We start from the raw sequence: 23,981 nt of genomic DNA on the forward strand, positions 1-23,981 counted from the left end.
GAAGAAAAAATGGTAAGAGAACAGTTTCAAGGTGATTTAAAAGTGTTACAGCAAAAGGTAATCGAGCTTGGAGAATTAGCAAATGCGGCTTTATTGATTGCTATGGAAGGTCTGCATACAAGGGATGTAGAGAAAGCGTTAGAGGTCATTGATGGTGATTACCGCATGGATAATTTAGAAGAGGAAATAAACGATCTTGCACTTATGCTTATTACGAAGCAGCAACCTGTAGCAAGTGACTTAAGAAGGATCTTTATTTCAATTAAAACAGCGACAGATTTAGAGCGTATTGCAGATCATGCTGTTAATATTGCAAAGGCTACAATTCGTCTTGGGGAAAAAGAAGTGGCTGTTAGTTTGCACAACCTGGATGAAATGTTTGCGATTGCAAATGAGATGTTGCATTTAGCGTTAGAAGCATATGAACAAGAAAATTTAACTTTTGCGAAACAAATCGCTGAAATGGATGATTCTGTTGATGAAATATATGGAAAATCAATTCGTGAGTTTATATCTTCAGTTCCGGAACAACCAGAAGCAATTACGCAAATTACACAATTATCATTTGTGGCGAGATATATTGAGCGTGTAGCAGATCATATTACAAATATTGCTGAAAATGTCTTTTATTTAGTAAAAGGAAAGCATTATTTATTGAATGAGTAGGAATTAAAGCGGGTGATGAGAAATCACCTGCTTTTTTTAGTCAAAACATGACAAAAAAAGCTCGTTGTTTCCTTTAGTTTATGATGATAAGATGTATCATAATGTAATGGGAAAATTAGTATATATGTTGTTCGTTAATAAGTATTATTTATCAATTAATAGTAAGCGCTTTCTTTGAGTTTGAACCGTACGTTTTTATAGGTGGGACATTTAATTATAGGGTCTTTTAAATGAGGATTCGTTTAACTAATCAAGTTTATGCTGCTAGTTCATGTGGGATAGAGAATATACATATGGTATATGGAGCTACTGAACATTATATAAGTGGAGGCTGAAGTATATGAAGGGGGTTATTTTAGCTGGAGGAAAAGGAAGACGCCTTAGACCATTAACATGTAATACTCCAAAGCCGATGTTACCATTATTAGAAAAACCAGTTTTAGAATACAATATTGAGTTATTACGCCAGCATGGTATTCGTGAAATTGCAATTACTGTTCAATATATGAGTACGACCATTAAGCAATATTTTGGTGATGGTAGTAAATGGGGAGTTAACTTGTATTATTTTGAAGACTCTCCTCCGCTTGGTACAGCAGGGAGTATTAAACAAGCAGAACAATTTTTAGATGAAACATTTGTTGTGATAAGTGGGGATGCATTAACTGACTTTCAATTATCAGAAGGAATTAGGTTTCATGAACAAAAGAAAAGAATAGTAACAATGTTTGTGAAAGAAGTAGAAAATCCACTCTCATTTGGATTGGTTGTAATGAATAAAGACCAGGAGGTTACACGATATATAGAAAAGCCGGGCTGGAATGAGGTAGTCTCTAATGTTGTGAATACAGGCATATATATTATGGAGCCAGAAATCTTTTCTTACATACCGCCTAGGCAATTTTTTGATTTTAGTCATGATGTGTTTCCGTTATTGGCAAATAAAAATGTGTTATTCGCATATTTGTCAGAAGGTTATTGGTTAGATATCGGCACATTTAATCAATATCGACAAGCACAATTTGATTTGTTAACGAAAAAGTTACAAGTACCTATTCCTTATACGGAAGTATTACCGATGGTATGGATGGGAGAAGGGGTGACGATTGGCAAAGGGACGAAAATTCATGGCCCCTCTTTTATTGGAGAAGGAGCAAAGATTGGTACAGGAGCTGTAATTGAGCCATATTCTATTATTGGGAAAAATAGTATCGTTTCAAATTATTCTCATCTTCAAAAAAGTATTGTTTTTGCAAATGCCCACATTGGGAAGTATTGTGAACTATTAGAAACGACAATAGGAGAGCGTACAATAGTTGAAGATGACGTTACACTGTTTCAAAAAAGCGTTGTAGCGGATCACTGTCATATTGGGAGAAGCACGGTAATTAAGCAAAAAGGAAAACTATGGCCTTATAAGGCCATTGATAGTCATTCGATAGTAGGAGCAGCTGGTATTCAAGAGAGTGAAATGAGTGCAGGTTGGTTACAAAAAAGCCGCATTGTAGGAAGAGGGAATGTTGAAATTACTCCCCAGTTTATCGTGAAGATTGCGATGGCGTATGGATCTCTTTTTACAAAAGGAGAGAGTATATTAATTGGAAGTCAAGAAAATATAGAAACAACCTCTTATAAAAATTTATTTTTACATGCTATTCATGGTATAGGGATTCATACGATGGAATGTAAAGAAATGAACGAGTCACTTTTTCAATATAGTGTTCATCATTTGCAATGTGCAGGTGGTGTTTTCATTCAAGTGGAGAATGAGAATGAGATTGTTATAAAGTTATACAGTCAAGCTGGCATGCCGTTAACGTATAAGCAGCAAAAAGAGATAGAACAAGTATATATGTCCGAATTGTTTTATTACGTACATGAGAAAGAAATGGGGCGTAATGAGCTGGTTCATGTTTCTATGAATGAGTATATAGAAGTTATATTGGAGCATATTGATATCGAGAAAATACAGATGCAGAAGTTTCATCTTCTTATTAATAAGAGAAATGATACGTTGCAACATTTACTTATGCTCTTTCTGCAAAGACTTGGTTGTACAGTTACATGGATTTATGCAAGCGAACAAAAAGATCATGTGAAAGCTTTGATGAAATCAAGTAAAGCGAATATGGCTCTTATGTTTTCTGAGCAAGGAAATCATTTCGAGTTATACGATAAACATAGTAATATTTACCAGGGTACAGATTTGGAAGAGGTAGATATTCCGGATTTTTTACTCGAATCGACAGGAAATATTTACCCGATGTCTTTGAAGTTAGGAGAATGTTATCTTCTATTTTATACGCAGGATGAAAGAAAGTCGTTTCAAGTAAGGTGGAAGCGAGATATTTTATATCGAATTGGAAAATTATTCGAGCTAATAGCATTGCAAGGAAAAACGTTTCTCAGCATAGTAGAGCAATCACCGCCGCTCTATTTACTTTATGATGAAGTGGTATGTTCATGGAATGAAAAAGGGGAAATTATGAGGAAATTATTGGATGATATAGAAAGGAAGGGAGAAGGTATATTTGAAGGAGTACAGTTCAAATATACTGAAAAAGAGTGGTCTTATATCGTTTCTGACACAAAACAACCAAAATTTTTAGTGTATTCACATGCTAGAAACCCAGTAATAGCAAGGGAAAACATGAAAAATCTTATAGAAAAAATTAGACAATATCAAAAGGTGTAGAATTTTTATTTTAAAAGTGGTATTATAGTATAGTCTGATTTAAGTTATTAGTACTGGAGGGAAATAAGAATGCGTGTGAATATTACTCTAGCATGTACAGAATGCGGAGATCGTAACTATATCTCAAAGAAAAATAAACGTAACAACGCTGAGCGTATCGAGCTTAAAAAGTATTGCAAGCGTGACAAGAAGTCTACGTTACACCGTGAAACAAAGTAAGCAGTAGGAATATTTTCCTACTGTTTCTTTTTTTATTCGATTCCTATGTTAAAAGTGATACACTATCATCATAGAGAAAAGTGTCACTGTAGGGGGGAAATGTGTGAAAGAAGAGAAAGTGCGTTTGCGTAAACAAATAATAGAACACATGAATTCTTTATCAGAAGAACAGTATACAACTTTATCAGAACAGATTGCATTTTTGCTGTATGCGCAAAAAGAGTGGGTTGAAGCTAAAACAATTGGAATTACTCTTTCAATGGAAAATGAAGTAAATACATATCCTATTATTGAAAAAGCTTGGGAAGAAGGAAAGAAAGTTGTAGTTCCTAAGTGTAATAAAGGAACAAGAACGATGTCCTTCCGGCAAATTAATAATTTTGATCAATTAGAAACGGTGTATATGAATTTACGCGAACCGATTCCCGGGCTTACGGAAGAAGTGAATGTGGATGGAATTGATCTTCAAATTGTGCCGGGCGTAGTTTATACAGAACGAGGAGAGCGAATTGGGTACGGCGGTGGCTATTATGATCGTTATCTCGTGCATTATAAAGGGAAAACGCTATCATTAGCGTATGGTTTTCAAATGGTAAAACACATTCCGGTAGAGCCATTTGATAAAAATATAGAAAAAATTATTACAGAAAAAGGAACAATGCTTATAAATGAGCTTGTCTAGACAAATAAAAATTGACGAGACTTTTTCTTCTTGATTATAATAAAATATGTGAACGTTTTCTTATTATAATTTTTTATAGTAAGCAAGCATAGAGGGTGATGAAATGGTATCTATTTATGATATTCAGCAATTGCTAAAGAAATTTGGTACGATTATTTATACGGGAGATCGAATTGCAGATTTACAATTAATGCAAGATGAATTGCGTGAATTAAATCAATCACAGCTAATCGATCCACAAGACTATCAAACAGCTTTATTTTTATTGAAGCAAGAAATTCAAAAAGAGCTAAATAAGAATTAGATAAAGGTAGGTAAGCAACATGGAAGAGAAATGGTTAGTTGGTGTTGACCTTGGTGGTACAACGATTAAATTAGCATTTATTAATGTATACGGTGAAATTTTACATAAGTGGGAAATCCCTACGAATACAGGTGAGCAAGGAAAACATATTACACTTGATGTTGCGAAAGCAATTGATAAAAAGCTAGAAGAATTAGGCGAATTGAAGAGCAAGTTAATTGGTATTGGTATGGGAGCTCCTGGCCCTGTACATGTGGCATCTGGAATGATTTATGAAGCGGTTAATTTAGGGTGGAAAAACTATCCGCTAAAAGATTTATTAGAAGTAGAAACAGGATTACCTGTTGTTATTGATAATGATGCAAACTTAGCAGCGCTTGGTGAAATGTGGAAAGGTGCTGGTGAAGGTGCAAAAGATTTAATCTGCATGACACTTGGTACGGGCGTTGGTGGTGGTGTAATCGCCAATGGTGAGATTGTACACGGCGTGAGTGGTGCTGCTGGTGAGATTGGACATATTACAGTAGTTACAGAAAATGCTTTCCCATGTAATTGCGGGAAGTCTGGTTGCTTAGAAACAGTAGCATCTGCAACAGGTATTGTACGTGTTGCTATGCAAAAAATACAAGAGACTAATAAAGAAAGCATGTTGCGTTCTATGTTAGCTGAAGAAGGACGTATTACATCAAAAGATGTCTTTGAAGCACTTGGACAAGGTGATGAATTAGCAGGCGGAGTAGTAGAAAAAGTAGCTTCTTATTTAGGATTAGCTGTAGCGAACCTTTCTAGTACGTTGAACCCAGAGAAAATTGTTATTGGTGGAGGCGTGTCTAAAGCTGGAGATGCGCTATTAGAACCAATTCAACGCTATTTCGAGCAATACGCTTTCTCACGTGCTGTAAAGAGCACGAAGTTAGCTATTGCAACACTTGGTAATGATGCAGGTGTTATCGGAGGAGCTTGGCTTGTAAAAAAGCACAAATACGAAGCGAAGATGATATAAGATGTGAAATATGAAAAGAGGAAGGGGGAACCCTTCCTCTTTTTGTGTGAAATCTCGATGAAGAATAAAGTGTAAACGAATTAAGCTGCTGGTGGATACCCGTTATATAGAACAGTCATGATCGTAAACCATCCGAAAACGAGTACAGTTGCAATTGCAAAGCCGCTCGCGAAAAAGTTTTTTTCACGAAGTGTTCTAAGCGTAGCAAATACAGCTAACAGAGTGACAAGTGTAAAAATAATAACAAGGCCCATACAATATCCTCCTCTGTCTACCCATTTCTTATTATGAGTTTTTGGAATATTTACTCTTTTATATTGTACATGTTTTAAAAATGATTGTCGAGATAGCATCCTTTCTTTTCCTCAGAGAAAGAAATGTTGTATCATTAAAAGTAAGTTTAATAATTGGAGGAGATTTCATATGAAATGGATACAAATGCCGTTAGGCCCATTGCAAACCAATGCTTATATTTTAATGAACGATCAAAAAGAGTGCATTATCTTTGACCCTGGTCATGAAGGTGAAAAGCTCGTTACATATTTACAAGAAGAACAATTAAAACCATTGGCGGTTTTATTAACACATGCTCACTTTGATCATATCGGTGCTGTTGATGCGGTAAGAGACGCTTTTTATATTCCTGTATACGTACATAAAGAAGAAGCAGATTGGTTAGGAGATGCAACTGTAAACGGCTCTCAAATTTTTATGATGAACCGCAGTATTACAGCAAAACCAGCGGATCATATTATTGATGCAGAAGGTACATTAACAATTGGATCATTTAATTTTGAAATTTTTGAGACGCCGGGACATTCTCCAGGAAGTATTTCTTATTATAGTAAAGAGGCGAATGCTGTATTCTCAGGAGATGTATTGTTCCAAATGAGCATTGGAAGAACAGATTTGCCTGGTGGAAGTTTTGCTGAATTAATTGGAAGTATTGAAGAGAAATTATTTGTATTACCAGATGAAACAGCGGTGTTATGTGGACATGGTCCAGAAACAAGCATTGGCTTTGAAAAAGAAAATAATCCGTTTTTACAATAAGGAGTCATTATGGGAATGGAGCTCATTTTAAGAGAATGGATGGGGAAAGAAAAGGATTATTCAATTTCATATAGTACGTATATGAACCTTGTATTGTATACAGAAGGTCATGGATATTATATGAAAGAACGTGAAAAGATTGGAAGAAAAGGGGATTTTTTTACAAGTAGCAATGTATCCTCTGTTTTTGCAAAAACTTTTGCTAAACTTTTTATTCGTCTTGTTGAAAATGGTGAAGTTGCTTCGAATATTTGTGAGGTTGGTGGGGGAACTGGAAAGTTTGCCTATGATGTTTTACAAGAATGGAAGCAATTATCTCCAAAAACCTTTATTGATTTAAACTATTCAATGATTGAAGTGAGCCCTTTTCATAGGAAATTACAGCAGGAGCAACTTGGCTCATTTTCTAATGTATCGTACTATACCTCCTATAGTGAAATGGGAGATTCTTTCGAGGGAATTCTTTTTTCGAATGAGTTGTTTGATGCATTTCCTGTTGAAATAATTGAGAAAAGAAATGGTATGTTGTATGAAGTACGTATTACATATACAGAGGAAGGAAACCTTTCAGAAGTATGTAGGCCGTTAGATAAAAGAATTGGTCGATATTTATTGAAATATAATATTCATATTGCTGAAGGGCAACGTTTTGAAGTACCAATTGTGATGGAGGAGTATATAAAAGAAATTGCGAAATGGTTTCAAAAAGGTATATGTATTACAGTTGATTACGGATACACAAAAGAAGAATGGATGCATCCAGCACACCGTGAAGGAAGTTTGCGAGGGTATTATCAGCATAAGCTAATACGAAACCCACTAGCGTATCCAGGTGAAATGGATCTTACTACTCATATTCATTGGGACGAGCTAACTGAGATGTTTAGTCTGCAGGGAATGAGTGCAGTATGGCATAAGAAACAATCTGAGTTCTTGTTAGCTGCAGGAATATTAGAACAGCTTACGAGCCATCAAGATACGAATCCTTTTTCTGAAACGCAAAAAAAAAATCGAGCAGTTCGTTCTATGATTTTGAATGGAGGAGTAGGGAGTGCGTTTGATGTTGTTATACATACAAAAGATATGCAACATTTGCATTTGGAGCAGTATGTAACAATATAAAAAAACAAGACACAGTATATACTGTGTCTTGTTTTTTAATACGACTTATGTAGTATTATATATTTCCTCTCATGATATATATTTATATTAAAGATATGAGATGAAAAATATAGAATACGTTCTTTTTCTTCGATTATTAGTCCCTAACCTAATAATACGCGAACGAGTTGAATTATTGTTTCGTTCTCTACTTTGTAATAAATTTCCAATCCTTTTCTTTCACTAGAAACGATTTTAGCGCTTTTTAATTTTGCTAAATGCTGTGAAATTGTAGATTGTGGCATGTTTAAGCCAGTATACATTGTAGAAACGTTGCTTGGACCGCGCTCAATTAATCCTTTTACGATACATAAACGAACAGGATGAGCTAGTACTTTTAATAATTCTGCATTACTTTCATATAGTTCTAATTCTTTTTGAAAGGTTTCTAACATGTTCTTTTCCACCTCCGTGTGAGCTATTATACCATACTATACATACCAAAAATTTAAAGAAAAGAAAATAGTTGTTGCAGAAAAAAAGTCCTAAAGTAAAGAAATTGTAAGAAAAGAGACCCTGATGTAAATAAAATAGGTAAATTAGCACGTTTTTGTAAAATAAAATTTTTGGGTGAAAATTTCGATGCGTTTTAAAAATTGAAAGATATAGATATATTTGTAACACAATTTTATCATGATTTTCTTATTCTTTCAAATGAATATACAAAATTTTTAAAATAATATGACAAAGGAATTGTAATGATATATATAGAATATAAAACAGTTTAAAAGAAAAGAAGCTGAATGTAATTCGCTTCTTTATGATGATAACGAAATATTTGATTACAGCTGATAAATCTTAGGATAATCAAGTCATTAGTCATTTATTCTAAAATTCATCTTTTAGCAACGTTAAAAACCTGTGATTCCATATGTTCTCGTAAAAATCAATCGTCTCTTTTGCGGACATAAAAGGATTCTTCAACGTAGAGGTTGTTTTCTGTGCCATAAAGTTTTCGTATCCCAGTCCGTGGGCAAACTTAATCGTAGCATCCATACAGTACTCTGTTTGGGCACCACAAAATTCAATGCGCTTTACAGATAATTGATCTAAAATTTCTTTTAAGTTTGTTTTATAAAATGAATTTGCATGTGTTTTTCTTACAAAAAAATCTTGTTCTTGAACATCTAGATCGGTATGAATAGCCCAATTTTCTTTCTCGGGTACTAAATCATCATCACAATGTTGAACAAAAAGGATTGGTTTATTTAATTTTCTGTATGAAGAAATTCTTTGATTTACTTTTGTTAGTAAGTTCTGTAAATCAAATAGATGCTCTCCGCTATAACATACTCCATTTTGTAAATCGATAACGATTAAAATATCTGTACAAGTATCCATTATTTTTGCTCCTTTTTATTTCTTAATATATCAATTAATCCATTACTTGGAAATAGATAAAAATTTTATTTTTTAATGAACTATATAGACAGAAAAGCACTAAAACGAGTATGGTAGACAGCATAAAAAAAGATATGAAAACTTAATTTCATATCTTCTATTCATTCTATACATTTACAGGTTCTTCTACATAAGAAAGGGCATTTTCAAAATCGGATATTAAATCGTCAACATTTTCAAGGCCAACTGATAACCGAAGTAATGAATTAGAGATCCCTCTTTCATCACGAGCTTCTTGCGACAGTGCTGCATGTGACATTTTTGCTGGGTAAGAAAGAATTGACTCTACCGCTCCTAAACTAACTGCAAAAACGGGTAATTTTACTTTTGACAAAAATTGGCGGAGTGCATCTTCTGACTGCAAAGTAAACGATAAGACCGCTCCAGCTGATGTTGCTTGAGATTGTTGAATATCAAATCCGAGATGCGTTTGTAATCCAGGATAATAGACATTTTGTACTTTAGCGTGCTCTTGTAAATAATGTGCAATTTTATTGGCATTTTTAGCTGAATGCTCGAGGCGTACATGCAATGTTTTTAGGCCACGAAGTACGAGAGAACAATCTTGAGGCCCTAAAATAGCACCGAATGCATTTTGTAAAAATCCAAGCTTTTGAGCGAGTTCTGCATCTTTTACTACTGCTAATCCGGCAGTAACATCACTATGACCAGCAATAAATTTTGTAGCACTATGAAGAACGACATCAGCTCCAAGTTCAAGTGGTTTCTGGAATAGTGGTGTCAAAAAAGTATTATCAACAAAAGTAAGAGCGCCAATAGATTTTGCAAGTTTAGAAACTTCGCGGATATCTGTCACTTTTAAAAGTGGGTTAGAAGGTGTTTCTACATAAAAGAGCTTTGTATTTGGTTTAATGTTTTGTTTTATTTCTTCTAAATTGGTCATATCAACAAATGTATGTGAAACACCGTAACGGGAGAGTACCTCAGTTATCACTCTGTAAGTGCCTCCGTATACATCTTCTGAAATGAGTACGTGATCACCTTGTGAAAGAAGGAGGAATGCAGTGGAAATCGCTGCAATGCCTGATGCAAAGGCGAATCCCTTTGTTCCACCTTCTAATAAAGCAATGATATCTTCAAGAGCTTCACGAGTTGGATTTCCTGACCTGCTATAGTCATATTTTCCGAACGTATCTACATCAAACTGGTGAAAAGTTGATGTGTTATAAATGGGAACGTTCACAGCGCCCGTTTGTGAGTCATGTTTATATTGGTTGTGTAGTAAGAGTGTATCTATAGAATAGCTCATATTTTTACACCTTCTTTTACGAGTTTAATGGCTTGCTTTAAGTCTTGAATTAAATCGTTACTATTTTCAATGCCAACGGAGAATCGAAGAAGACGATTGCATACACCGTTTGCTGTTCTAATATCTTCAGGAATATCAGCATGTGTTTGCGTTGCTGGATAAGTCATTAAACTTTCTACACCACCAAGACTTTCTGCAAATGTAATTAAGGATAAAGATTGTAAGAATGGATTAATCCAAGCTTCATCTTTAAGGCGGAATGAAATCATGCCGCCTCTTCCTGGATAAAATACATCTGTCACCCCGTTTTCATCATTTAAATATGCAACAACTGCTTTCGCATTTTCTTCATGTTGTCTCATGCGAAGCGCTAACGTTTTCATACCGCGAATTAATAACCATGAGTCAAATGGGCTTAAAACCGCGCCTGATGCATTATGATAATGAGCGATTTCCTCGCAAAGTTCCATTCCTTTTGCAACGACAAGTCCGCTTAGTACATCGTTATGTCCCCCTAAATATTTCGTTGCGCTATGGAGTACAATGTCAGCACCTTCTGTTAATGGTTGCTGTATATAAGGTGTGTAGAATGTGTTGTCTACAATAAGAAGTAGTCCGTGCCTTTTCGCTACAGTTGCGACAGCAGCAATATCAGTAACTTGCATTAATGGATTAGTTGGAGTTTCTATGAAAATAGCCTTCGTTTCAGTTGTGATAGCTTGCTCAATTTGTTTAATAGATTGTGTGTTTACGTATCTACATCGAACATTCCACTTTTTTTCGTGCTCAGAAAATAATCGATACGTTCCTCCGTATAAATCTTCAGATACAATAAGTTCGTCTCCAGAGCGGAATAGAGAAAGGACGAGGAGAACAGCCGCCATCCCTGAACTACAGGCATAACCTTGTTCGCCATATTCTAAGTCTGCGATCGCCTGTTCTAAAAGACCGCGAGTTGGATTGCCAGTTCGTGAATAGTCAAAGCCAGTAGATTTACCAATTCCTTCGTGACGATAAGCGGTTGAGAAATAAACCGGTGGATTAACCGTTCCTGTTGTAGTTTCACTGCGATTTCCGATTTGTGCTAGTTTCGTTTCGGTTGTTGACATGTGAAAATTCCTCCTTTTTAAATTGAAACATTAAGTGAATATAAAATAAAAAAAGCCTTCTAAGAAGAAGGCTTTCGGTTTGAATAGAGTCTTCTTCTCATCTGTCAAATCTTTCACAATTTGCTGGAATTAGCACCTTATTAACAAACTGTTAATGGTTGCTGAGGCGTCATAGGGCCAGTCCCTCTACCTCTCTAGATAAGAATGTTCGTATGAAATTTTTATTATGTTTTTAACTTTACAACAAAAGATAATTGAATTGCAAGTTTATTTTAAATAATTTTTATTTTTCCGCAAGTATCATTGACTTTTACTTTTGTGCATGCTAAATTTATTAAAAAATTAACAAACATTGTTAAAAGGGGAACGCATTTCCTTTTAGCTACATAAATAAAATAATAAAGACAACTCTTATTGAGAGCGGTGGAGGGAAAGGCCCTGTGAAACCCGGCAACCTTCAAACGAAATGTTTGAAACGGTGCTAATACCTGCAAAACGAATGTTTTGCATAATAAGAGGAGGAACGATTATGTCCCCCTCTTCAAAGTGAAGAGGGGGTTTTTATATTGATAGAAATGAGGGAGATTCGTGAAATTACTAGATTTATTATCAAAAGGAATTGTAATAGGTGATGGTGCGGTTGGGACGTTATTGCATTCACATGGTTTGCAAAGTAGCTTTGAAGAATTGAATGTATCTGATCCAGACTTAATTATATCGATTCATAAACAATATGTAGCTGCTGGAGCAGATGTAATTCAAACGAATACGTATGGGGCAAATGAGACGAAATTACGTATGTATGGTTTAGAAAATCAAGTTACAGAAATTAATAGAGCGGCAGTAAAACTGGCGAAAGCATCTGTTACAGACAGAAATGCAATTTTAGGAACAATTGGTGGTATGAAACACATCGGAGCCGTTACAACGACTGATATGGAAAGGGAGTTTATGCTACTTGAACAGGCAGGGGCTTTACTAGAAGAACAGGTTGATGGATTACTATTAGAAACTTTTTACGATGAATTTGAATTACTTCATGCCGTTAAAGTATTGCGTAAGCAAACGAATATTCCAATTGTTGCTCAATTAGCGTTACATGAAGCAGGTACGACTCAAAATGGAAATGATGTCAATGAAATATTAAAGCAACTTATAGATTGCGGTGCAAATGTTGTTGGATTGAATTGTCAACTAGGGCCGCTTCATATGACGGAAGCTTTCAAAATGATATCGATTCCGCAAAATGGCTATTTATCAGCATACCCAAATGCAGGTCTCCCGAATTATGTGGAGGGACGTTATGTATATGAGGGAAGCCCAGCTTATTTTGAAGCGATGACACCGAGATTTATTGAGCAAGGTATTCGATTATTGGGTGGTTGTTGTGGTACGACTCCAGAACATATTCAAAGTATGAAGCGCGCTGTTGCGAATATTACCCCTGTAATAGAAAAAGACACGATTCAAAGGCCGAAAGTCGTTCATACGCATGAGAAACGTTCGAAGGCTCACGTCACTCTAGCAGAGAAAGCGAAAAAACAAACGACAGTTGTAGTGGAATTAGATCCACCGAAAACGTTAGATACACAGCGTTTTTTTGAAGGAGCAAGAGCGTTAAAAAGAGCGGGAGCAGATGCTATTACTCTAGCAGATAATTCATTAGCATCGCCTCGCATCTCGAATATGGCAATGGGTGCGTTATTAACCAAGCATGATATCCCAGTATTGACACATTTAACGTGTAGAGATCATAACGTCATTGGACTACAATCTCATTTGTTAGGTTTATCGGCGTTAGGGATGGAAGAAGTGCTAGCTTTAACTGGTGATCCAGCGCGCGTTGGTGATTTTCCCGGTGCAACTTCTGTATATGATTTATCCTCTATTGAGCTCATTAAAATGATTAAAGAAATGAACGATGGACGTTCAATTTTAGGGAAATCAATTGGACCGGCGACAAGGTTTTCTGTAGGCGGCGCATTTAATCCTCACGTGAGGCACTTAAAAGCAGCGGTTAAGCGAATGGAACGAAAAATAGATGCTGGAGCGGAGTATTTTTTAACTCAGCCAATTTACGATATCGCGCTAATTGAAGAAGTGTATGAAGCGACAAAGCATTTGGAACAACCTATTTTTATTGGAATTATGCCGTTAGTAAGTAAGCGGAATGCAGATTTTCTTCATTTTGAGGTGCCGGGTATTACTCTTCCTGAAGAAATAAGAGAGAGAATGGATGGACACGAAACGAAAGAGGCAGCAATTGAGGAAGGGATTCGCATTTCGCAAGAATTAATCGACATAGCGATGAAATATTTTAATGGTATTTATCTTATTACACCATTTTTAAAGTATGAAATTACAGAACATCTTGTTAAATATGTAAGAGAAAAGCAAGAAGTGAAAGAAGGTATTAATTGATGAAGTGTATAGAAGAAAAATTACAGAATAGCATTTTAATATTAGATGGGGCAATGGGGACAATGATTCAGCAAGAGGATTTAACTGCTGAAGATTTCGGAGGAGAAGAGTACGAGGGCTGTAATGAATATTTAGTAGAAACAAGACCAGACGTTATTTTAAAAATTCATAAAGCTTATATTGAAGCTGGAGCGGATATTATTGAAACAAATACATTTGGGGCAACGAATATTGTACTAAGTGATTATGAGCTGTCTCATTTAGATGAAGAACTAAATGAAAAGGCAGCACTTTTGGCGAAGCAAGCTGTTAAAGAAAGCGGGAAGGAAGTATATGTTGCAGGAGCAATGGGACCAACAACGAAAGCAATTAGTGTTACAGGTGGTGTGACTTTTGAAGAATTGATTGAGGCTTATACAAGGCAGGCACGAGGATTGTTAAAAGGAGAAGTTGATGTATTACTCGTTGAGACGAGTCAAGATATGCGTAACGTGAAAGCAGCTTATATTGGAATTCAAGCTGCTTTTGAAGAAATGAAAAAAACGGTTCCTATTATGATTTCAGGAACGATTGAGCCAATGGGAACGACTCTGGCTGGGCAAACAATTGAAGCTTTTTATTTATCAGTAGAACATATGAAACCATTATCTGTTGGATTAAACTGTGCGACTGGTCCGGAGTTTATGAGGGACCATATTCGTTCACTATCTGATTTATCGGAGTGTTACATTTCTTGTTATCCAAATGCAGGTCTTCCTGATGAAGATGGACATTACCATGAATCTCCATCTTCTCTTGCTGAAAAGGTGAAGCGATTTGCTGAAGAAGGATGGGTTAATATTATCGGTGGTTGTTGTGGCACGACACCAGAACATATAAAAGCAATGAAATCCGCGCTAGCATCTCTTAAGCCTCGTGACCATCATGAGAGAGAAGGACATGGAATTAGTGGATTGGAGGCACTGCAATACGATGAGTCTATGAGACCGTTATTTGTAGGTGAAAGAACGAATGTTATTGGATCACTTAAATTTAAACGATTAGTAGCAGAAGGGAAATTTGAAGAGGCTGCTGAAGTGGCAAGGGCGCAAGTGAAGAAAAATGCTCATATTATTGATATTTGTATGGCAGATCCTGATCGTGATGAAATAGAAGATATGGAGAAATTTTTGACAGAAGTTACGAAAGTGTTAAAAGTACCGATTATGATTGATTCAACGGATGAAAATGTTATGGCAAGAGCACTTACTTATATTCAAGGAAAAGCTGTTATCAACTCTATTAATTTAGAAGATGGAGAAGAGCGTTTTGAAAAGGTAACACCGCTTCTTCGTAAGTATGGTGCTGCAATTGTAGTTGGTACAATCGATGAAGATGGTATGGCAGTAAGTGCTGAAAGAAAATTAGAAATTGCAAAAAGAAGTTACGAATTATTAACGACGAAATATGGAATACGTCCGTCAGATATTATTTTTGATGCACTTGTGTTTCCAGTAGGGACAGGTGATGAAGAATATATTGGTTCAGCGGCAGCGACTATAGAAGGAATTCGTCTTATTAAAGAAGCGTTACCAGAGTGTTTAACGATTTTAGGTGTAAGTAACATATCATTTGGTTTACCACCAGCTGGACGTGAAGTATTGAATTCCGTCTTTTTATATCATGCTACGAAGGCTGGATTAGATTACGCGATTGTTAATACGGAAAAATTAGAACGCTATGCGTCGATTCCAGAGGAAGAAAAACACCTTGCAGATGCATTACTGTTTGAAACGACTAAAGAGACGTTAGAAGAATTTACAAACTTTTACCGAGTCGCTAAAAAGAAAGATGTCGTTGTGCAAGAAACGTTAACGCTTAATGAAAGACTAGCAAATTATATTGTAGAAGGTACGAAACAAGGATTACACGAGGATTTAAGTCTTGCACTTGAAGAAGGAAGAAAACCTCTTGATATTATTAACGGTCCGCTTATGACAGGGATGGACGAGGTAGGACGACTATTTAATAATAATGAACTTATTGTTGCTGAAGTATTGCAAAGTGCCGAAAGTATGAAAGCTGCTGTAAGTTATTTAGAGCCATATATGGAATCTAGTGATAGTGCGAAAAAAGGGAAAGTATTATTAGCAACTGTAAAAGGTGACGTGCATGATATTGGGAAAAATCTCGTTGAAATTATTTTAGCGAATAACGGGTATGAGATTATTAATTTAGGAATTAATGTACGTTCAGATCGAATTGTTCAAGAAGTACAAGAAAAGAATCCGGACATTATAGGACTTTCAGGTTTATTAGTAAAATCAGCGCAACAAATGGTAACGACTGCTGAAGATTTAAAAGCAGCAAATATTGATGTTCCCATTGTTGTAGGTGGTGCAGCGTTAACGAGAAAGTTTACAGATAATCGGATTTCACCATCATATAAAGGGCTCGTTTGTTATGCGAGTGATGCGATGACGGGGCTCGATATTATTAATAAGCTTCAAAAAGAAGAAGAGCGTGAGAAGATGAAACAGGATAAGAAAGAACGGCATCTTCATATCGTAAAAAAAGAGGAGAAGAAAGTAGAAATTCCAGCAGTAATTGAGCCATTACCAAAGGCTGAGGTTATCGTGCCTGATTCAACAAAACGAATTGTATTACGCGATATTCCCGCCCTTCATCTCGCTCCATTTTTAAATAGACAAATGCTACTTGGGCATCACCTTGGATTAAAAGGAAATGTGAAAAAGCTTTTGAAAGAGGGAGATAAGAGAGCGCATGAATTAAATGATTTAATAGATGAATTATTGCAAGAAGGACAATCTTGGTTAAAGCCAAAAGCAGTGTATCAATTTTTCCCAGCGCAAAGCGATGGACAAAACATTGTAATATATGATCCAGAAGATCATACGCGTGTTATAGAGCGTTTCACGTTCCCTAGACAAGGAAAGGCCCCCTATCGTACTTTAGGCGATTATTTGCGCCCAATTGGAGATGAGATGGACTATGTTGCTTTCTTATCTGTTACGGTTGGGGAAGGAGTTCGGGACATTGCTGAAGAGTGGAAGGCGAAAGGTGATTACTTACGTAGTCATGCCATTCAATCGTTAGCGCTTGAATTAGCAGAAGGACTTGCTGAAAAAACACATATGCTCATTCGTGACCGCTGGGGCATTCCAGACTCACCTGAACTGACGATGGAAGAACGTTTCCGTACGAAATATAGAGGAATACGCGTGTCATTTGGTTATCCGGCGTGTCCAGAACTTGCAGATCAAGAAAAGCTATTTCGCTTAATTCATCCAGAGGAAATAGGTATTTCATTAACAGAAGGATTCATGATGGAGCCAGAAGCGTCCGTAACGGCTATGGTATTTTCTCACCCTGAGGCAAGATATTTTAGTGTATTATAGTCTAGAAGGGGGAGACGTATGAAGAAAATAGTCTTTACAGGTGGCGGTTCGGCAGGACATGTAACACCTAATTTAGCCATTATCCCACATTTACAGGAAGACAACTGGGATATCTCTTATATTGGTTCTCATCAAGGTATTGAGAAAACGATTATAGAAAAGGAAGGCATTCCCTACTATAGTATTTCGAGTGGAAAGCTACGTCGTTATTTTGATTTGAAAAATATAAAAGATCCTTTTCTTGTAATGAAGGGTGTTATGGATGCGTATGTAAGGATTCGAAAACTAAAACCAGATGTGATTTTTTCAAAAGGCGGTTTCGTATCTGTACCAGTCGTAATTGGAGGATGGCTAAATAGAGTACCAGTTTTATTACATGAATCTGATATGACGCCAGGACTAGCAAATAAAATTGCGCTTCGTTTTGCTTCGAAAATATTTGTTACATTTGAAGAAGCAGCGAAGCATTTACCGAAAGAAAAAGTAATATATACGGGATCTCCTGTACGTGAAGAAGTGCTGAAGGGAAATCCTGAAACAGGTTTAGCATTTTTAGGTTTTTCACGTAAAAAGCCAGTTATTACGATTATGGGAGGCAGCTTGGGCGCGAAGAAAATTAATGATACGGCTCGAGAAGCATTACCAGAACTTCTTAAAAAGTATCAAATTGTTCACCTTTGCGGAAAAGGTAACCTTGATGAAAGTTTACAAAATAAAGAAGGATATAGACAATTTGAATATGTACATGGAGAACTGCCGGATATATTAGCGGTAACAGATTTTGTTATTTCACGCGCGGGCTCCAACGCAATTTTTGAATTTTTAACATTACAAAAGCCGATGGTTTTAATTCCATTATCGAAATTTGCAAGCCGTGGAGATCAAATATTAAATGCAGAGTCCTTTGAAAGGCAAGGGTATGCCTCCGTATTATATGAAGAAGATGTAACTGTAAAATCTCTGATAAAGTATGTCGAAGAATTGAATCAAAATAATGAGAAGTATAAAACAGCACTAAAAAAATATAATGGAAAAGAAGCAATTCAAACAATCATTCAAAATATTTCAGAGGCATGATGAAACAATCATGCCTCTTTTAGTAGGGTGAAAGATTCCAAGAATTGATATTTTTATGTTACAATAAAGTGAAACTTTAATCAGTTGGGTGCATCCCACATCTAACTTCTTTACTTTTACTGAAATTTGAGGAGGGAGTCTTACTGCCCTCAAATAGCGGGATAACAACTGGGTTAATAGAGAAATTCCAATTAATGAGGCGTGAAAATACGAATGGATTAGGAGTGACTGTGTTGGAGCTAAGTCTCTATGAAAATACTGCACTTATTATATGCTTTGTGTTGTACGTTGGTAGTGTTATTGTTTATATTTCAAGGAAATTTTCGCAAGAAAGAGAGCTTGAAAAGTCAGAGATAACAGCTGAACTAGAAATGTTAGCTGATGAAAGTTATAAAAAACAAAAAATAAAAGAAGACCATGAAGCATCCCATCATTTAAACGCAAATAAGTTTTAAAGATGGGGATTTTTTTTGAAGTTGTTATTTATTATAGCTATAACAAATAACGCTAAAAAGGAGTTTCCCCATACATAATGAAGGAGTGTATATAAATGAATTTTTATATCGCCTCAGGTTTCCAAAATAAACATCTGGTATGTTCCGTAGCAAATGAACTGAAACATGCAGGATGGCACCATACATATGATTGGGCCAAAAACGAAAGAGCAGCGAATCAAGAACAATTAAGAGAAATTGGTCAGGCAGAACAAAATGCTGTAAAAGAAGCGGATGTGTTTTTACTTATATTAGATGGCGGAAACGGGAGCCATACAGAGTTTGGAATGGCGATTGCGCTAGAGAAAACGATATATGTATATCATGCAGGAAATCCGCTCCAAACAACGTTCTATCACTTGCCAGAAATAAATATTTTTGAAGGAGATGTAGCTGAGTTTGCATCTTATGTTATGAATCATGTGAAATAATGTAACTACCTAAAAGGTTATAAAAGTGATTTTTTGGGTACAGTGATGATAAGAAACGTATATAAAGGAGTACATAATATGAAATTAGAAAATGGATGGGAAACGAGCTTTTTAGAAGTCGTACAAAATAGTGAATTTAAGAAAGAGGCACTTCTTAGTCAATTGCTTTGTCAGGATAGTGAAGAAGTAGAAGAGCTTGTGGATGATTACGGCTACGAAGAACTTGTTGAACGTGAACATGATGATGAGTTAGCTGAAATCTTAGGAGAAGAACTTTTTAGTGAGATGGAACGCCAAGTATTCTTATCTTCAAACCCAGAAGAAAAACTTATTGCATTCGTCAATGGATTAGGTTTTCATGTGTTAGATTGGATCGTTCTTCTTGAAACAGAATTTGGAATTGATAGTGCAAACTTTACATCAGATGCTGTAAAGGTGTTAGAAAAGCGTTTCAGACAGTTTCCGTACATAGAGGACAATACAATTTTTGATATGACATTTGGAGAATCGATGGATGTATTAGAATCTGTTACAGGATTACAACTAAAGGAAAAGATGAACATATAATGAAAAAAGAACGTGATTGGATCACGTTCTTTTTTTACATAATAATAATTTTATCATCTAGTTTTGTCTGCCCGGTAAGAAGTGCGTTTAAATATTCCACTTTTCTTATACAAGCTTGTATATGTCTTTCAACCTCTTGTAACTCTGCTTGGTGATGTGTTTCAATTGGATGAATTTGTACGTTGAATTTTTCAAATTGACTACTATATGTTATTTCTGCATAGCCGCTCATAATATCGGTTTCGTTATGAAATAAAAATTGCCTCGTTTTGTCACAGAATGATACATCCTGAAAGCCATATACTTTTAATGCTTCAATTACTTTTTTTATCATTTTTGTATTCATTTTTTTAACCCTCTTTACGAAGTTCTACTTTTATATTATAACACAAAAAATTACATAGAAAGCGCTTCCAAGTGTATTTTATTATAAACTTTACGTTTCAATCACAAAAATGAAACAAAGAAAAAATAATTGTAAAGAAGGAAGGACTCTTTTATTGTTTCGTCATATATATAGAGAAATAGTGCAATGAAAGGAAATTTTCCGAGGTGGAGATCGTATTTCCAATTTGAGCGCAGTAAAAGAGGTGAAAATCTTGAACTTTGATATTGTAGGACAAAAAGCATATATAAAAGATGGACCGCATCGGAACCGAATTGGAATTGTAAAGAAAAACGAGACAAAATTAGCATCGCAGTTTGCTATTGTAATTGGAGAACAAATCATTGATGTAGAGCTAAAGGATATCGTGTTAGTTGGAGTAGACGTAGGACAATTTCATAAATGGTGCGAACAAAATGGTTATTTGTGAAAAGGACGGGCTGTGAGATAATGAAATATATTTGAGAGAAGAGAATATGTTATTATATTCTCTTTTTCTATGTGTAAGGAGGCGGAGATGAAGTATACAGAACGAGATTTTACACTGGAATTGAAAGAGAAAATTCAATGCATGGAGAAGGAAATAGAACGGATATCACTTAAATTTTATAAAGAGTATTCGCATTTATACATAGAAAAAAACATGGAATTAGATATGGGATTTGCAAGAGAAAAAGAGAATCCCTTTGAGGTGGGTTATTATTCATCAGTTGCTATAGCTATATTAGATGAAGAAAAAGAGATGATTGGATTTTACAATATACCAATTTGGAAATGCGAAAGAATCTTTTTAGGAATGCCAATTCAATCAAACATTTTGGGTAGTAAGAAAGTAGGGGAACTCGCTGATGAATCTTGTTATGAGATTGAGGAAGAGTTAAAAGAGCAATTAAAAGAATACTTGGAGTGATAATTCTCAAGATAAGATCTATAAAGAGGGAACGGAATAAAAAAGACGCTAACAATTGTATGTTAGCGTCTTTCTTTCATTATGAAGCAATTTCACCAGTTTTTGTATCGTCTTGATTGTACGTATCTTGATCTAATTCACCAAGCCATTTACTTGAAATAAGACCTGCTGTCATAGAACCACTTACGTTAAGAGCTGTACGACCCATATCGATTAATGGCTCAACTGAGATAACTAGAGCAACAATACCGATTGGTAAGTTCATTGTAGATAGTACGATTAAAGCTGCGAATGTTGCACCGCCACCAACTCCGGCAACACCGAATGAGCTAATAGCAACAACAGCGATTAAAGTTAAAATAAATTGTGGTTGTAATGGATCAATTCCTACAGTTGGAGCGACCATCATTGCAAGCATTGCTGGATAAATACCTGCGCAACCGTTTTGTCCGATAGATACCCCAAATGAAGCTGCGAAGTTTGCAATTCCTTCGGAGATACCAAGCTTTTCTTTTTGAGCTTCAATATTTAATGGCATCGCACCAGCACTAGAGCGAGATGTGAATGCAAAAGTTAGTACAGGGAACACTTTTTTCAAATATTGAATTGGATTTAAACCAGACAATGCAATTAATAATAAGTGAATGATAAACATTACGATAAGTGCTACATAAGAGGCTAACACGAAGTTACCAAGCTTTAAAATAGCATTTATATCGCTACCAGCAACTGTTTTTGCCATAAGAGCTAATACGCCGTATGGAGTAAGGCGTAAAATTAATGTTACCATACGCATTACGATTGCATATACAGCATCAAGCATTTTCTTAAATAGCTCTGCTTGTTCTGGATATTTTCGTTTTACACCTATAAAGGCAATGCCGATAAAGGCTGCAAATATTACGACAGAAATTGTTGATGTTGGACGAGCGCCTGTTAAATCAAGAAACGGATTTGTAGGCAATAGCTCTAATAATTTATCTGGAATTGTTGTCTTTTCAATAGAAGTAAATCTTTCTTCAACTAGTTTCAGACGAGCAGATTCTGCATCACCTTGTTGCAAGCCTGTTGCAGATACATCAAATCCTGCACTTGCAGCGATACCGACAGCTGCAGCGATTCCTGTAGTAAGAATTAAAATTCCAATAATAAGACCACTAATTTTACCAAGGTTTTTCGTTAACTGTAATTTTGTAAATGCTGAAATAATAGATACTAAAATAAGTGGCATAACGATCATTTGAAGTAATTTCACATAACCGTTACCAATTAAGCCAAACCAAGTATTTGATTCAATAATTACTTTAGAAGTTGGCTCATAAATGAATTGTAATATAAGACCGAATAAAATTCCGACTCCTAAAGCGGTAAATACACGTTTATTAAAAGATACATGCTTACGTTGCATATAATATAATACGCCAACTAAGATGAGCATGACTGCAACGTTAATTCCGACAAGCAGTGTATTCATGTTGATTCCCCCTAATTCCAATCTGTTATATAGAATATAAGGTAATAAAACCTATAAGTCAACTAGGAAATTCCGGGATTAAAAAAAAGATGGCAAAATGCCATCTTTTAATGTCCAGCCCCAGGGACAAGTAAAAATGTCGTGTAGTATGTAAATCCTATGAAGAAAACAGTTAAATATGCCCCGAATACGTATATATACATACGCTCTGTTAATTTTAAATAGCTTAAAAGTACGAAGAAACCTGTTTGTCCTAAAAATAGTAGTGCAGCCTGTTGCATATCTCCTACGTAAAACATAACCGAGAAAATTCCAGTCCAAAAGCCGAGAACGCGAAACATGCGATCCATGCTATTTCCCTCCTTTTCTAGAAAAAGTAAAACCTCTTTTCATTATAGTTTATTTTTCTTACTATTGTAAATATTCATTCATATAAAAAGAAGCCAATTATTATTGGCTTCTTTTTATATGAGAAATTAAATTGTTAGTTTATAATTACAAGATTTACATCCATCTAATAGACTATCATTTCGAGTTAATTCCATGTTAGGGAATAGGATTTCAAAAATTCCTTTCATCATATCTCCGTGCATGTTACAAATTTCAGTTGGATGATGAACAGCCACTTCTTTAAATGGACAATTGTGTACATCATAGAAAATTTTTGTTCCATCTGCACTTAATTCAAATGCAGGTGATAAGCCGGCTGTTGAGAAAGCTTCTTTTGCAATTTGAACTTTTTGTTCTACTGTTAAAGCATCTTCACTCACATTTAAACGTTGCATATGTTGTTGCATTAATTCGGCCCCGAATTGTTTTCCTGTTTCGTATAGCGCTTTCTCACCAGCAGCGCCAAGGCTAAGTAAAGAATTAAATGCTATTCTTGCTAACAATTGATAATCACGGAATGGAAATTGCAATTGAATAACATCTTCAGATAAGACATATAATCTGCTTGGTCTTCCGCCTTTTCCAGTTTTCTTTGTTTCCGATTTAAGCATATGAACATCTTCTAATTTAGATAAATGTAAACGTGCTACGTTTGGATGAATATCGAATTCATCTGCAATTTCTTGTACAGTTACGTAACTATGTTTTTGCGAAATATATTTATAAATGTAATAACGAGTTGGGTCAGCTAAAACACCTGTAATTTTTAAAGCTTGTTCCATGAGGATCTCCACCTTTATCACTTTATCCAAGATAATAACATTATAATACAGATAAACATGAGTATAGGTAATTTCAGACAATAATTCGG

The 23,981-nt window shown here is 35.5% G+C and carries 25 protein-coding genes and 2 riboswitches; of the genes, 16 read left to right on the forward strand and 9 right to left on the reverse strand.

From position 1 onward, the window contains the following. The first annotated feature begins 9 nt into the window (after positions 1-9). The 6 genes from phoU (at position 10) to glcK (ending at position 5,569) form a co-directional block, all read left to right on the forward strand. Positions 10-666, forward strand: coding sequence for a phosphate signaling complex protein PhoU (gene phoU, locus ASE54_RS19210; protein ID WP_000251245.1), 657 nt, complete (start codon positions 10-12; stop codon positions 664-666). A 340-nt stretch (positions 667-1,006) separates the two neighbouring features. Then, complete coding sequence (locus ASE54_RS19215) at positions 1,007-3,361, forward strand: sugar phosphate nucleotidyltransferase (protein WP_000679330.1); 2,355 nt, start codon at positions 1,007-1,009, stop codon at positions 3,359-3,361. A gap of 69 nt (positions 3,362-3,430) precedes the next feature. Further along, the gene (gene rpmG / locus ASE54_RS19220) at positions 3,431-3,580 is read left to right on the forward strand and encodes a 50S ribosomal protein L33 (RefSeq protein ID WP_001265616.1); all 150 of its coding nucleotides are present in this window, start codon (positions 3,431-3,433) and stop codon (positions 3,578-3,580) included. 103 nt (positions 3,581-3,683) lie between these two features. Then, positions 3,684-4,262: a 5-formyltetrahydrofolate cyclo-ligase gene (locus tag ASE54_RS19225; protein WP_000656860.1), complete on the forward strand. Its 579-nt coding sequence runs from the start codon at positions 3,684-3,686 to the stop codon at positions 4,260-4,262. 103 nt (positions 4,263-4,365) lie between these two features. Next, the gene (locus ASE54_RS19230; protein WP_000253699.1) at positions 4,366-4,566 is read left to right on the forward strand and encodes a YqgQ family protein; all 201 of its coding nucleotides are present in this window, start codon (positions 4,366-4,368) and stop codon (positions 4,564-4,566) included. Positions 4,567-4,585: 19 nt separating this feature from the next. Next, the gene (gene glcK, locus ASE54_RS19235) at positions 4,586-5,569 is read left to right on the forward strand and encodes a glucokinase (RefSeq protein WP_000391703.1); all 984 of its coding nucleotides are present in this window, start codon (positions 4,586-4,588) and stop codon (positions 5,567-5,569) included. 80 nt (positions 5,570-5,649) lie between these two features. Here glcK and ASE54_RS34870 read toward each other — a convergent pair whose 3' ends face one another. Continuing rightward, positions 5,650-5,823, reverse strand: a complete 174-nt coding sequence (locus tag ASE54_RS34870; RefSeq protein WP_000524852.1) for a DUF2759 domain-containing protein — start codon at positions 5,821-5,823, stop codon at positions 5,650-5,652. Between the two features lie 169 nt (positions 5,824-5,992). Here ASE54_RS34870 and ASE54_RS19240 point away from each other — a divergent pair, with 169 nt between their 5' ends. Both ASE54_RS19240 and ASE54_RS19245 read left to right on the forward strand, forming a co-directional pair. Next, positions 5,993-6,622, forward strand: a complete 630-nt coding sequence (locus ASE54_RS19240) for an MBL fold metallo-hydrolase (RefSeq protein WP_000871230.1) — start codon at positions 5,993-5,995, stop codon at positions 6,620-6,622. 9 nt (positions 6,623-6,631) lie between these two features. Then, positions 6,632-7,744 carry an SAM-dependent methyltransferase gene (locus tag ASE54_RS19245; RefSeq protein ID WP_000525134.1) on the forward strand — a complete coding sequence of 371 codons (1,113 nt, stop codon included), beginning with the start codon at positions 6,632-6,634 and terminating at the stop codon, positions 7,742-7,744. 143 nt (positions 7,745-7,887) lie between these two features. Here the strand turns inward: ASE54_RS19245 and ASE54_RS19250 are convergent, their stop codons facing one another. The 4 genes from ASE54_RS19250 to metI form a co-directional block, all read right to left on the reverse strand. Continuing rightward, a complete protein-coding gene (locus tag ASE54_RS19250) occupies positions 7,888-8,178 on the reverse strand; it encodes a metalloregulator ArsR/SmtB family transcription factor (protein ID WP_000894377.1) in 291 nt (96 codons plus the stop codon). Positions 8,179-8,611: 433 nt separating this feature from the next. Then, positions 8,612-9,124 carry a cysteine hydrolase family protein gene (locus tag ASE54_RS19255; RefSeq protein WP_000379186.1) on the reverse strand — a complete coding sequence of 171 codons (513 nt, stop codon included), beginning with the start codon at positions 9,122-9,124 and terminating at the stop codon, positions 8,612-8,614. Between the two features lie 166 nt (positions 9,125-9,290). Next, positions 9,291-10,454, reverse strand: a complete 1,164-nt coding sequence (gene metC / locus ASE54_RS19260; RefSeq protein ID WP_000122297.1) for a cystathionine beta-lyase — start codon at positions 10,452-10,454, stop codon at positions 9,291-9,293. Beyond that, positions 10,451-11,563, reverse strand: coding sequence for a cystathionine gamma-synthase/O-acetylhomoserine thiolyase (gene metI, locus ASE54_RS19265; protein WP_000108149.1), 1,113 nt, complete (start codon positions 11,561-11,563; stop codon positions 10,451-10,453). Before metI ends, metC begins: the two co-directional genes overlap by 4 nt. A 94-nt stretch (positions 11,564-11,657) precedes the next feature. After that, positions 11,658-11,768: riboswitch (SAM riboswitch) on the reverse strand. Positions 11,769-11,971: 203 nt separating this feature from the next. Further along, positions 11,972-12,081: riboswitch (SAM riboswitch) on the forward strand. Between the two features lie 70 nt (positions 12,082-12,151). Here metI and ASE54_RS19270 point away from each other — a divergent pair. From ASE54_RS19270 to ASE54_RS19295, 6 genes are all read left to right on the forward strand, one after another. Beyond that, entirely contained in the window at positions 12,152-13,984 is a 1,833-nt protein-coding gene (locus ASE54_RS19270; RefSeq protein WP_000770367.1) for a bifunctional homocysteine S-methyltransferase/methylenetetrahydrofolate reductase, read from the forward strand. Continuing rightward, complete coding sequence (gene metH / locus ASE54_RS19275; protein ID WP_014895333.1) at positions 13,984-17,382, forward strand: methionine synthase; 3,399 nt, start codon at positions 13,984-13,986, stop codon at positions 17,380-17,382. The genes ASE54_RS19270 and metH overlap by 1 nt, the downstream gene beginning before the upstream one ends. Positions 17,383-17,400: 18 nt before the next feature. Further along, positions 17,401-18,459, forward strand: a complete 1,059-nt coding sequence (murG, locus tag ASE54_RS19280) for an undecaprenyldiphospho-muramoylpentapeptide beta-N-acetylglucosaminyltransferase (protein WP_000724741.1) — start codon at positions 17,401-17,403, stop codon at positions 18,457-18,459. 194 nt (positions 18,460-18,653) lie between these two features. Continuing rightward, positions 18,654-18,914, forward strand: a complete 261-nt coding sequence (locus ASE54_RS19285) for a DUF3966 domain-containing protein (RefSeq protein ID WP_001250699.1) — start codon at positions 18,654-18,656, stop codon at positions 18,912-18,914. Between the two features lie 95 nt (positions 18,915-19,009). After that, complete coding sequence (locus ASE54_RS19290; RefSeq protein WP_001012329.1) at positions 19,010-19,384, forward strand: nucleoside 2-deoxyribosyltransferase; 375 nt, start codon at positions 19,010-19,012, stop codon at positions 19,382-19,384. Between the two features lie 78 nt (positions 19,385-19,462). Continuing rightward, positions 19,463-19,951, forward strand: coding sequence for a hypothetical protein (locus ASE54_RS19295; RefSeq protein WP_000764263.1), 489 nt, complete (start codon positions 19,463-19,465; stop codon positions 19,949-19,951). A gap of 34 nt (positions 19,952-19,985) precedes the next feature. Here the strand turns inward: ASE54_RS19295 and ASE54_RS19300 are convergent, their stop codons facing one another. Then, positions 19,986-20,297 (reverse strand): hypothetical protein, encoded by a 312-nt coding sequence (locus ASE54_RS19300; RefSeq protein ID WP_001093240.1) that lies wholly within the window; start codon positions 20,295-20,297, stop codon positions 19,986-19,988. Between the two features lie 253 nt (positions 20,298-20,550). On the opposite strand from ASE54_RS19300, the gene ASE54_RS19305 reads away from it, so the two are divergent. Together ASE54_RS19305 and ASE54_RS19310 are read left to right on the forward strand one after the other, a co-directional pair. Further along, entirely contained in the window at positions 20,551-20,766 is a 216-nt protein-coding gene (locus ASE54_RS19305) for a DUF3912 family protein (RefSeq protein WP_001008326.1), read from the forward strand. Positions 20,767-20,853: 87 nt separating this feature from the next. After that, the gene (locus tag ASE54_RS19310; protein ID WP_000877906.1) at positions 20,854-21,246 is read left to right on the forward strand and encodes a hypothetical protein; all 393 of its coding nucleotides are present in this window, start codon (positions 20,854-20,856) and stop codon (positions 21,244-21,246) included. A gap of 79 nt (positions 21,247-21,325) precedes the next feature. Here ASE54_RS19310 and ASE54_RS19315 read toward each other — a convergent pair whose 3' ends face one another. The 3 genes from ASE54_RS19315 to ASE54_RS19325 form a co-directional block, all read right to left on the reverse strand. Next, positions 21,326-22,720 carry an L-cystine transporter gene (locus tag ASE54_RS19315; RefSeq protein WP_001094344.1) on the reverse strand — a complete coding sequence of 465 codons (1,395 nt, stop codon included), beginning with the start codon at positions 22,718-22,720 and terminating at the stop codon, positions 21,326-21,328. A 107-nt stretch (positions 22,721-22,827) separates the two neighbouring features. Further along, positions 22,828-23,070 (reverse strand): DUF2626 domain-containing protein, encoded by a 243-nt coding sequence (locus ASE54_RS19320; protein WP_000375619.1) that lies wholly within the window; start codon positions 23,068-23,070, stop codon positions 22,828-22,830. A 126-nt stretch (positions 23,071-23,196) separates the two neighbouring features. Beyond that, positions 23,197-23,892, reverse strand: coding sequence for a helix-turn-helix domain-containing protein (locus ASE54_RS19325; RefSeq protein ID WP_000434108.1), 696 nt, complete (start codon positions 23,890-23,892; stop codon positions 23,197-23,199). Positions 23,893-23,981 lie beyond the last annotated feature (89 nt).

This window comes from Bacillus sp. Root131 (genome assembly GCF_001429475.1).
Classification (GTDB): Bacteria; Bacillota; Bacilli; order Bacillales; family Bacillaceae_G; genus Bacillus_A; species Bacillus_A thuringiensis_S.

Bases quoted from the DNA above. Each gene is read 5' to 3' on its own strand.
- ASE54_RS19255 (WP_000379186.1), bottom strand. From the start codon at position 9,124: ATGGATACTTGTACAGATATTTTAATCGTTATCGATTTACAAAATGGA.
- ASE54_RS19250 (WP_000894377.1), bottom strand. From the start codon at position 8,178: ATGTTAGAAACCTTTCAAAAAGAATTAGAACTATATGAAAGTAATGCA.
- ASE54_RS19295 (WP_000764263.1), top strand. From the start codon at position 19,463: ATGAAATTAGAAAATGGATGGGAAACGAGCTTTTTAGAAGTCGTACAA.
- ASE54_RS19325 (WP_000434108.1), bottom strand. From the start codon at position 23,892: ATGGAACAAGCTTTAAAAATTACAGGTGTTTTAGCTGACCCAACTCGT.
- ASE54_RS19290 (WP_001012329.1), top strand. From the start codon at position 19,010: ATGAATTTTTATATCGCCTCAGGTTTCCAAAATAAACATCTGGTATGT.
- ASE54_RS19310 (WP_000877906.1), top strand. From the start codon at position 20,854: ATGAAGTATACAGAACGAGATTTTACACTGGAATTGAAAGAGAAAATT.
- ASE54_RS19240 (WP_000871230.1), top strand. From the start codon at position 5,993: ATGAAATGGATACAAATGCCGTTAGGCCCATTGCAAACCAATGCTTAT.
- ASE54_RS19245 (WP_000525134.1), top strand. From the start codon at position 6,632: ATGGGAATGGAGCTCATTTTAAGAGAATGGATGGGGAAAGAAAAGGAT.
- rpmG (WP_001265616.1), top strand. From the start codon at position 3,431: ATGCGTGTGAATATTACTCTAGCATGTACAGAATGCGGAGATCGTAAC.
- ASE54_RS19230 (WP_000253699.1), top strand. From the start codon at position 4,366: ATGGTATCTATTTATGATATTCAGCAATTGCTAAAGAAATTTGGTACG.
- phoU (WP_000251245.1), top strand. From the start codon at position 10: ATGGTAAGAGAACAGTTTCAAGGTGATTTAAAAGTGTTACAGCAAAAG.
- metH (WP_014895333.1), top strand. From the start codon at position 13,984: ATGAAGTGTATAGAAGAAAAATTACAGAATAGCATTTTAATATTAGAT.
- ASE54_RS19315 (WP_001094344.1), bottom strand. From the start codon at position 22,720: ATGAATACACTGCTTGTCGGAATTAACGTTGCAGTCATGCTCATCTTA.
- ASE54_RS19285 (WP_001250699.1), top strand. From the start codon at position 18,654: ATGAGGCGTGAAAATACGAATGGATTAGGAGTGACTGTGTTGGAGCTA.
- glcK (WP_000391703.1), top strand. From the start codon at position 4,586: ATGGAAGAGAAATGGTTAGTTGGTGTTGACCTTGGTGGTACAACGATT.
- ASE54_RS19300 (WP_001093240.1), bottom strand. From the start codon at position 20,297: ATGAATACAAAAATGATAAAAAAAGTAATTGAAGCATTAAAAGTATAT.
- metI (WP_000108149.1), bottom strand. From the start codon at position 11,563: ATGTCAACAACCGAAACGAAACTAGCACAAATCGGAAATCGCAGTGAA.
- ASE54_RS34870 (WP_000524852.1), bottom strand. From the start codon at position 5,823: ATGGGCCTTGTTATTATTTTTACACTTGTCACTCTGTTAGCTGTATTT.
- metC (WP_000122297.1), bottom strand. From the start codon at position 10,454: ATGAGCTATTCTATAGATACACTCTTACTACACAACCAATATAAACAT.
- ASE54_RS19320 (WP_000375619.1), bottom strand. From the start codon at position 23,070: ATGGATCGCATGTTTCGCGTTCTCGGCTTTTGGACTGGAATTTTCTCG.
- ASE54_RS19215 (WP_000679330.1), top strand. From the start codon at position 1,007: ATGAAGGGGGTTATTTTAGCTGGAGGAAAAGGAAGACGCCTTAGACCA.
- murG (WP_000724741.1), top strand. From the start codon at position 17,401: ATGAAGAAAATAGTCTTTACAGGTGGCGGTTCGGCAGGACATGTAACA.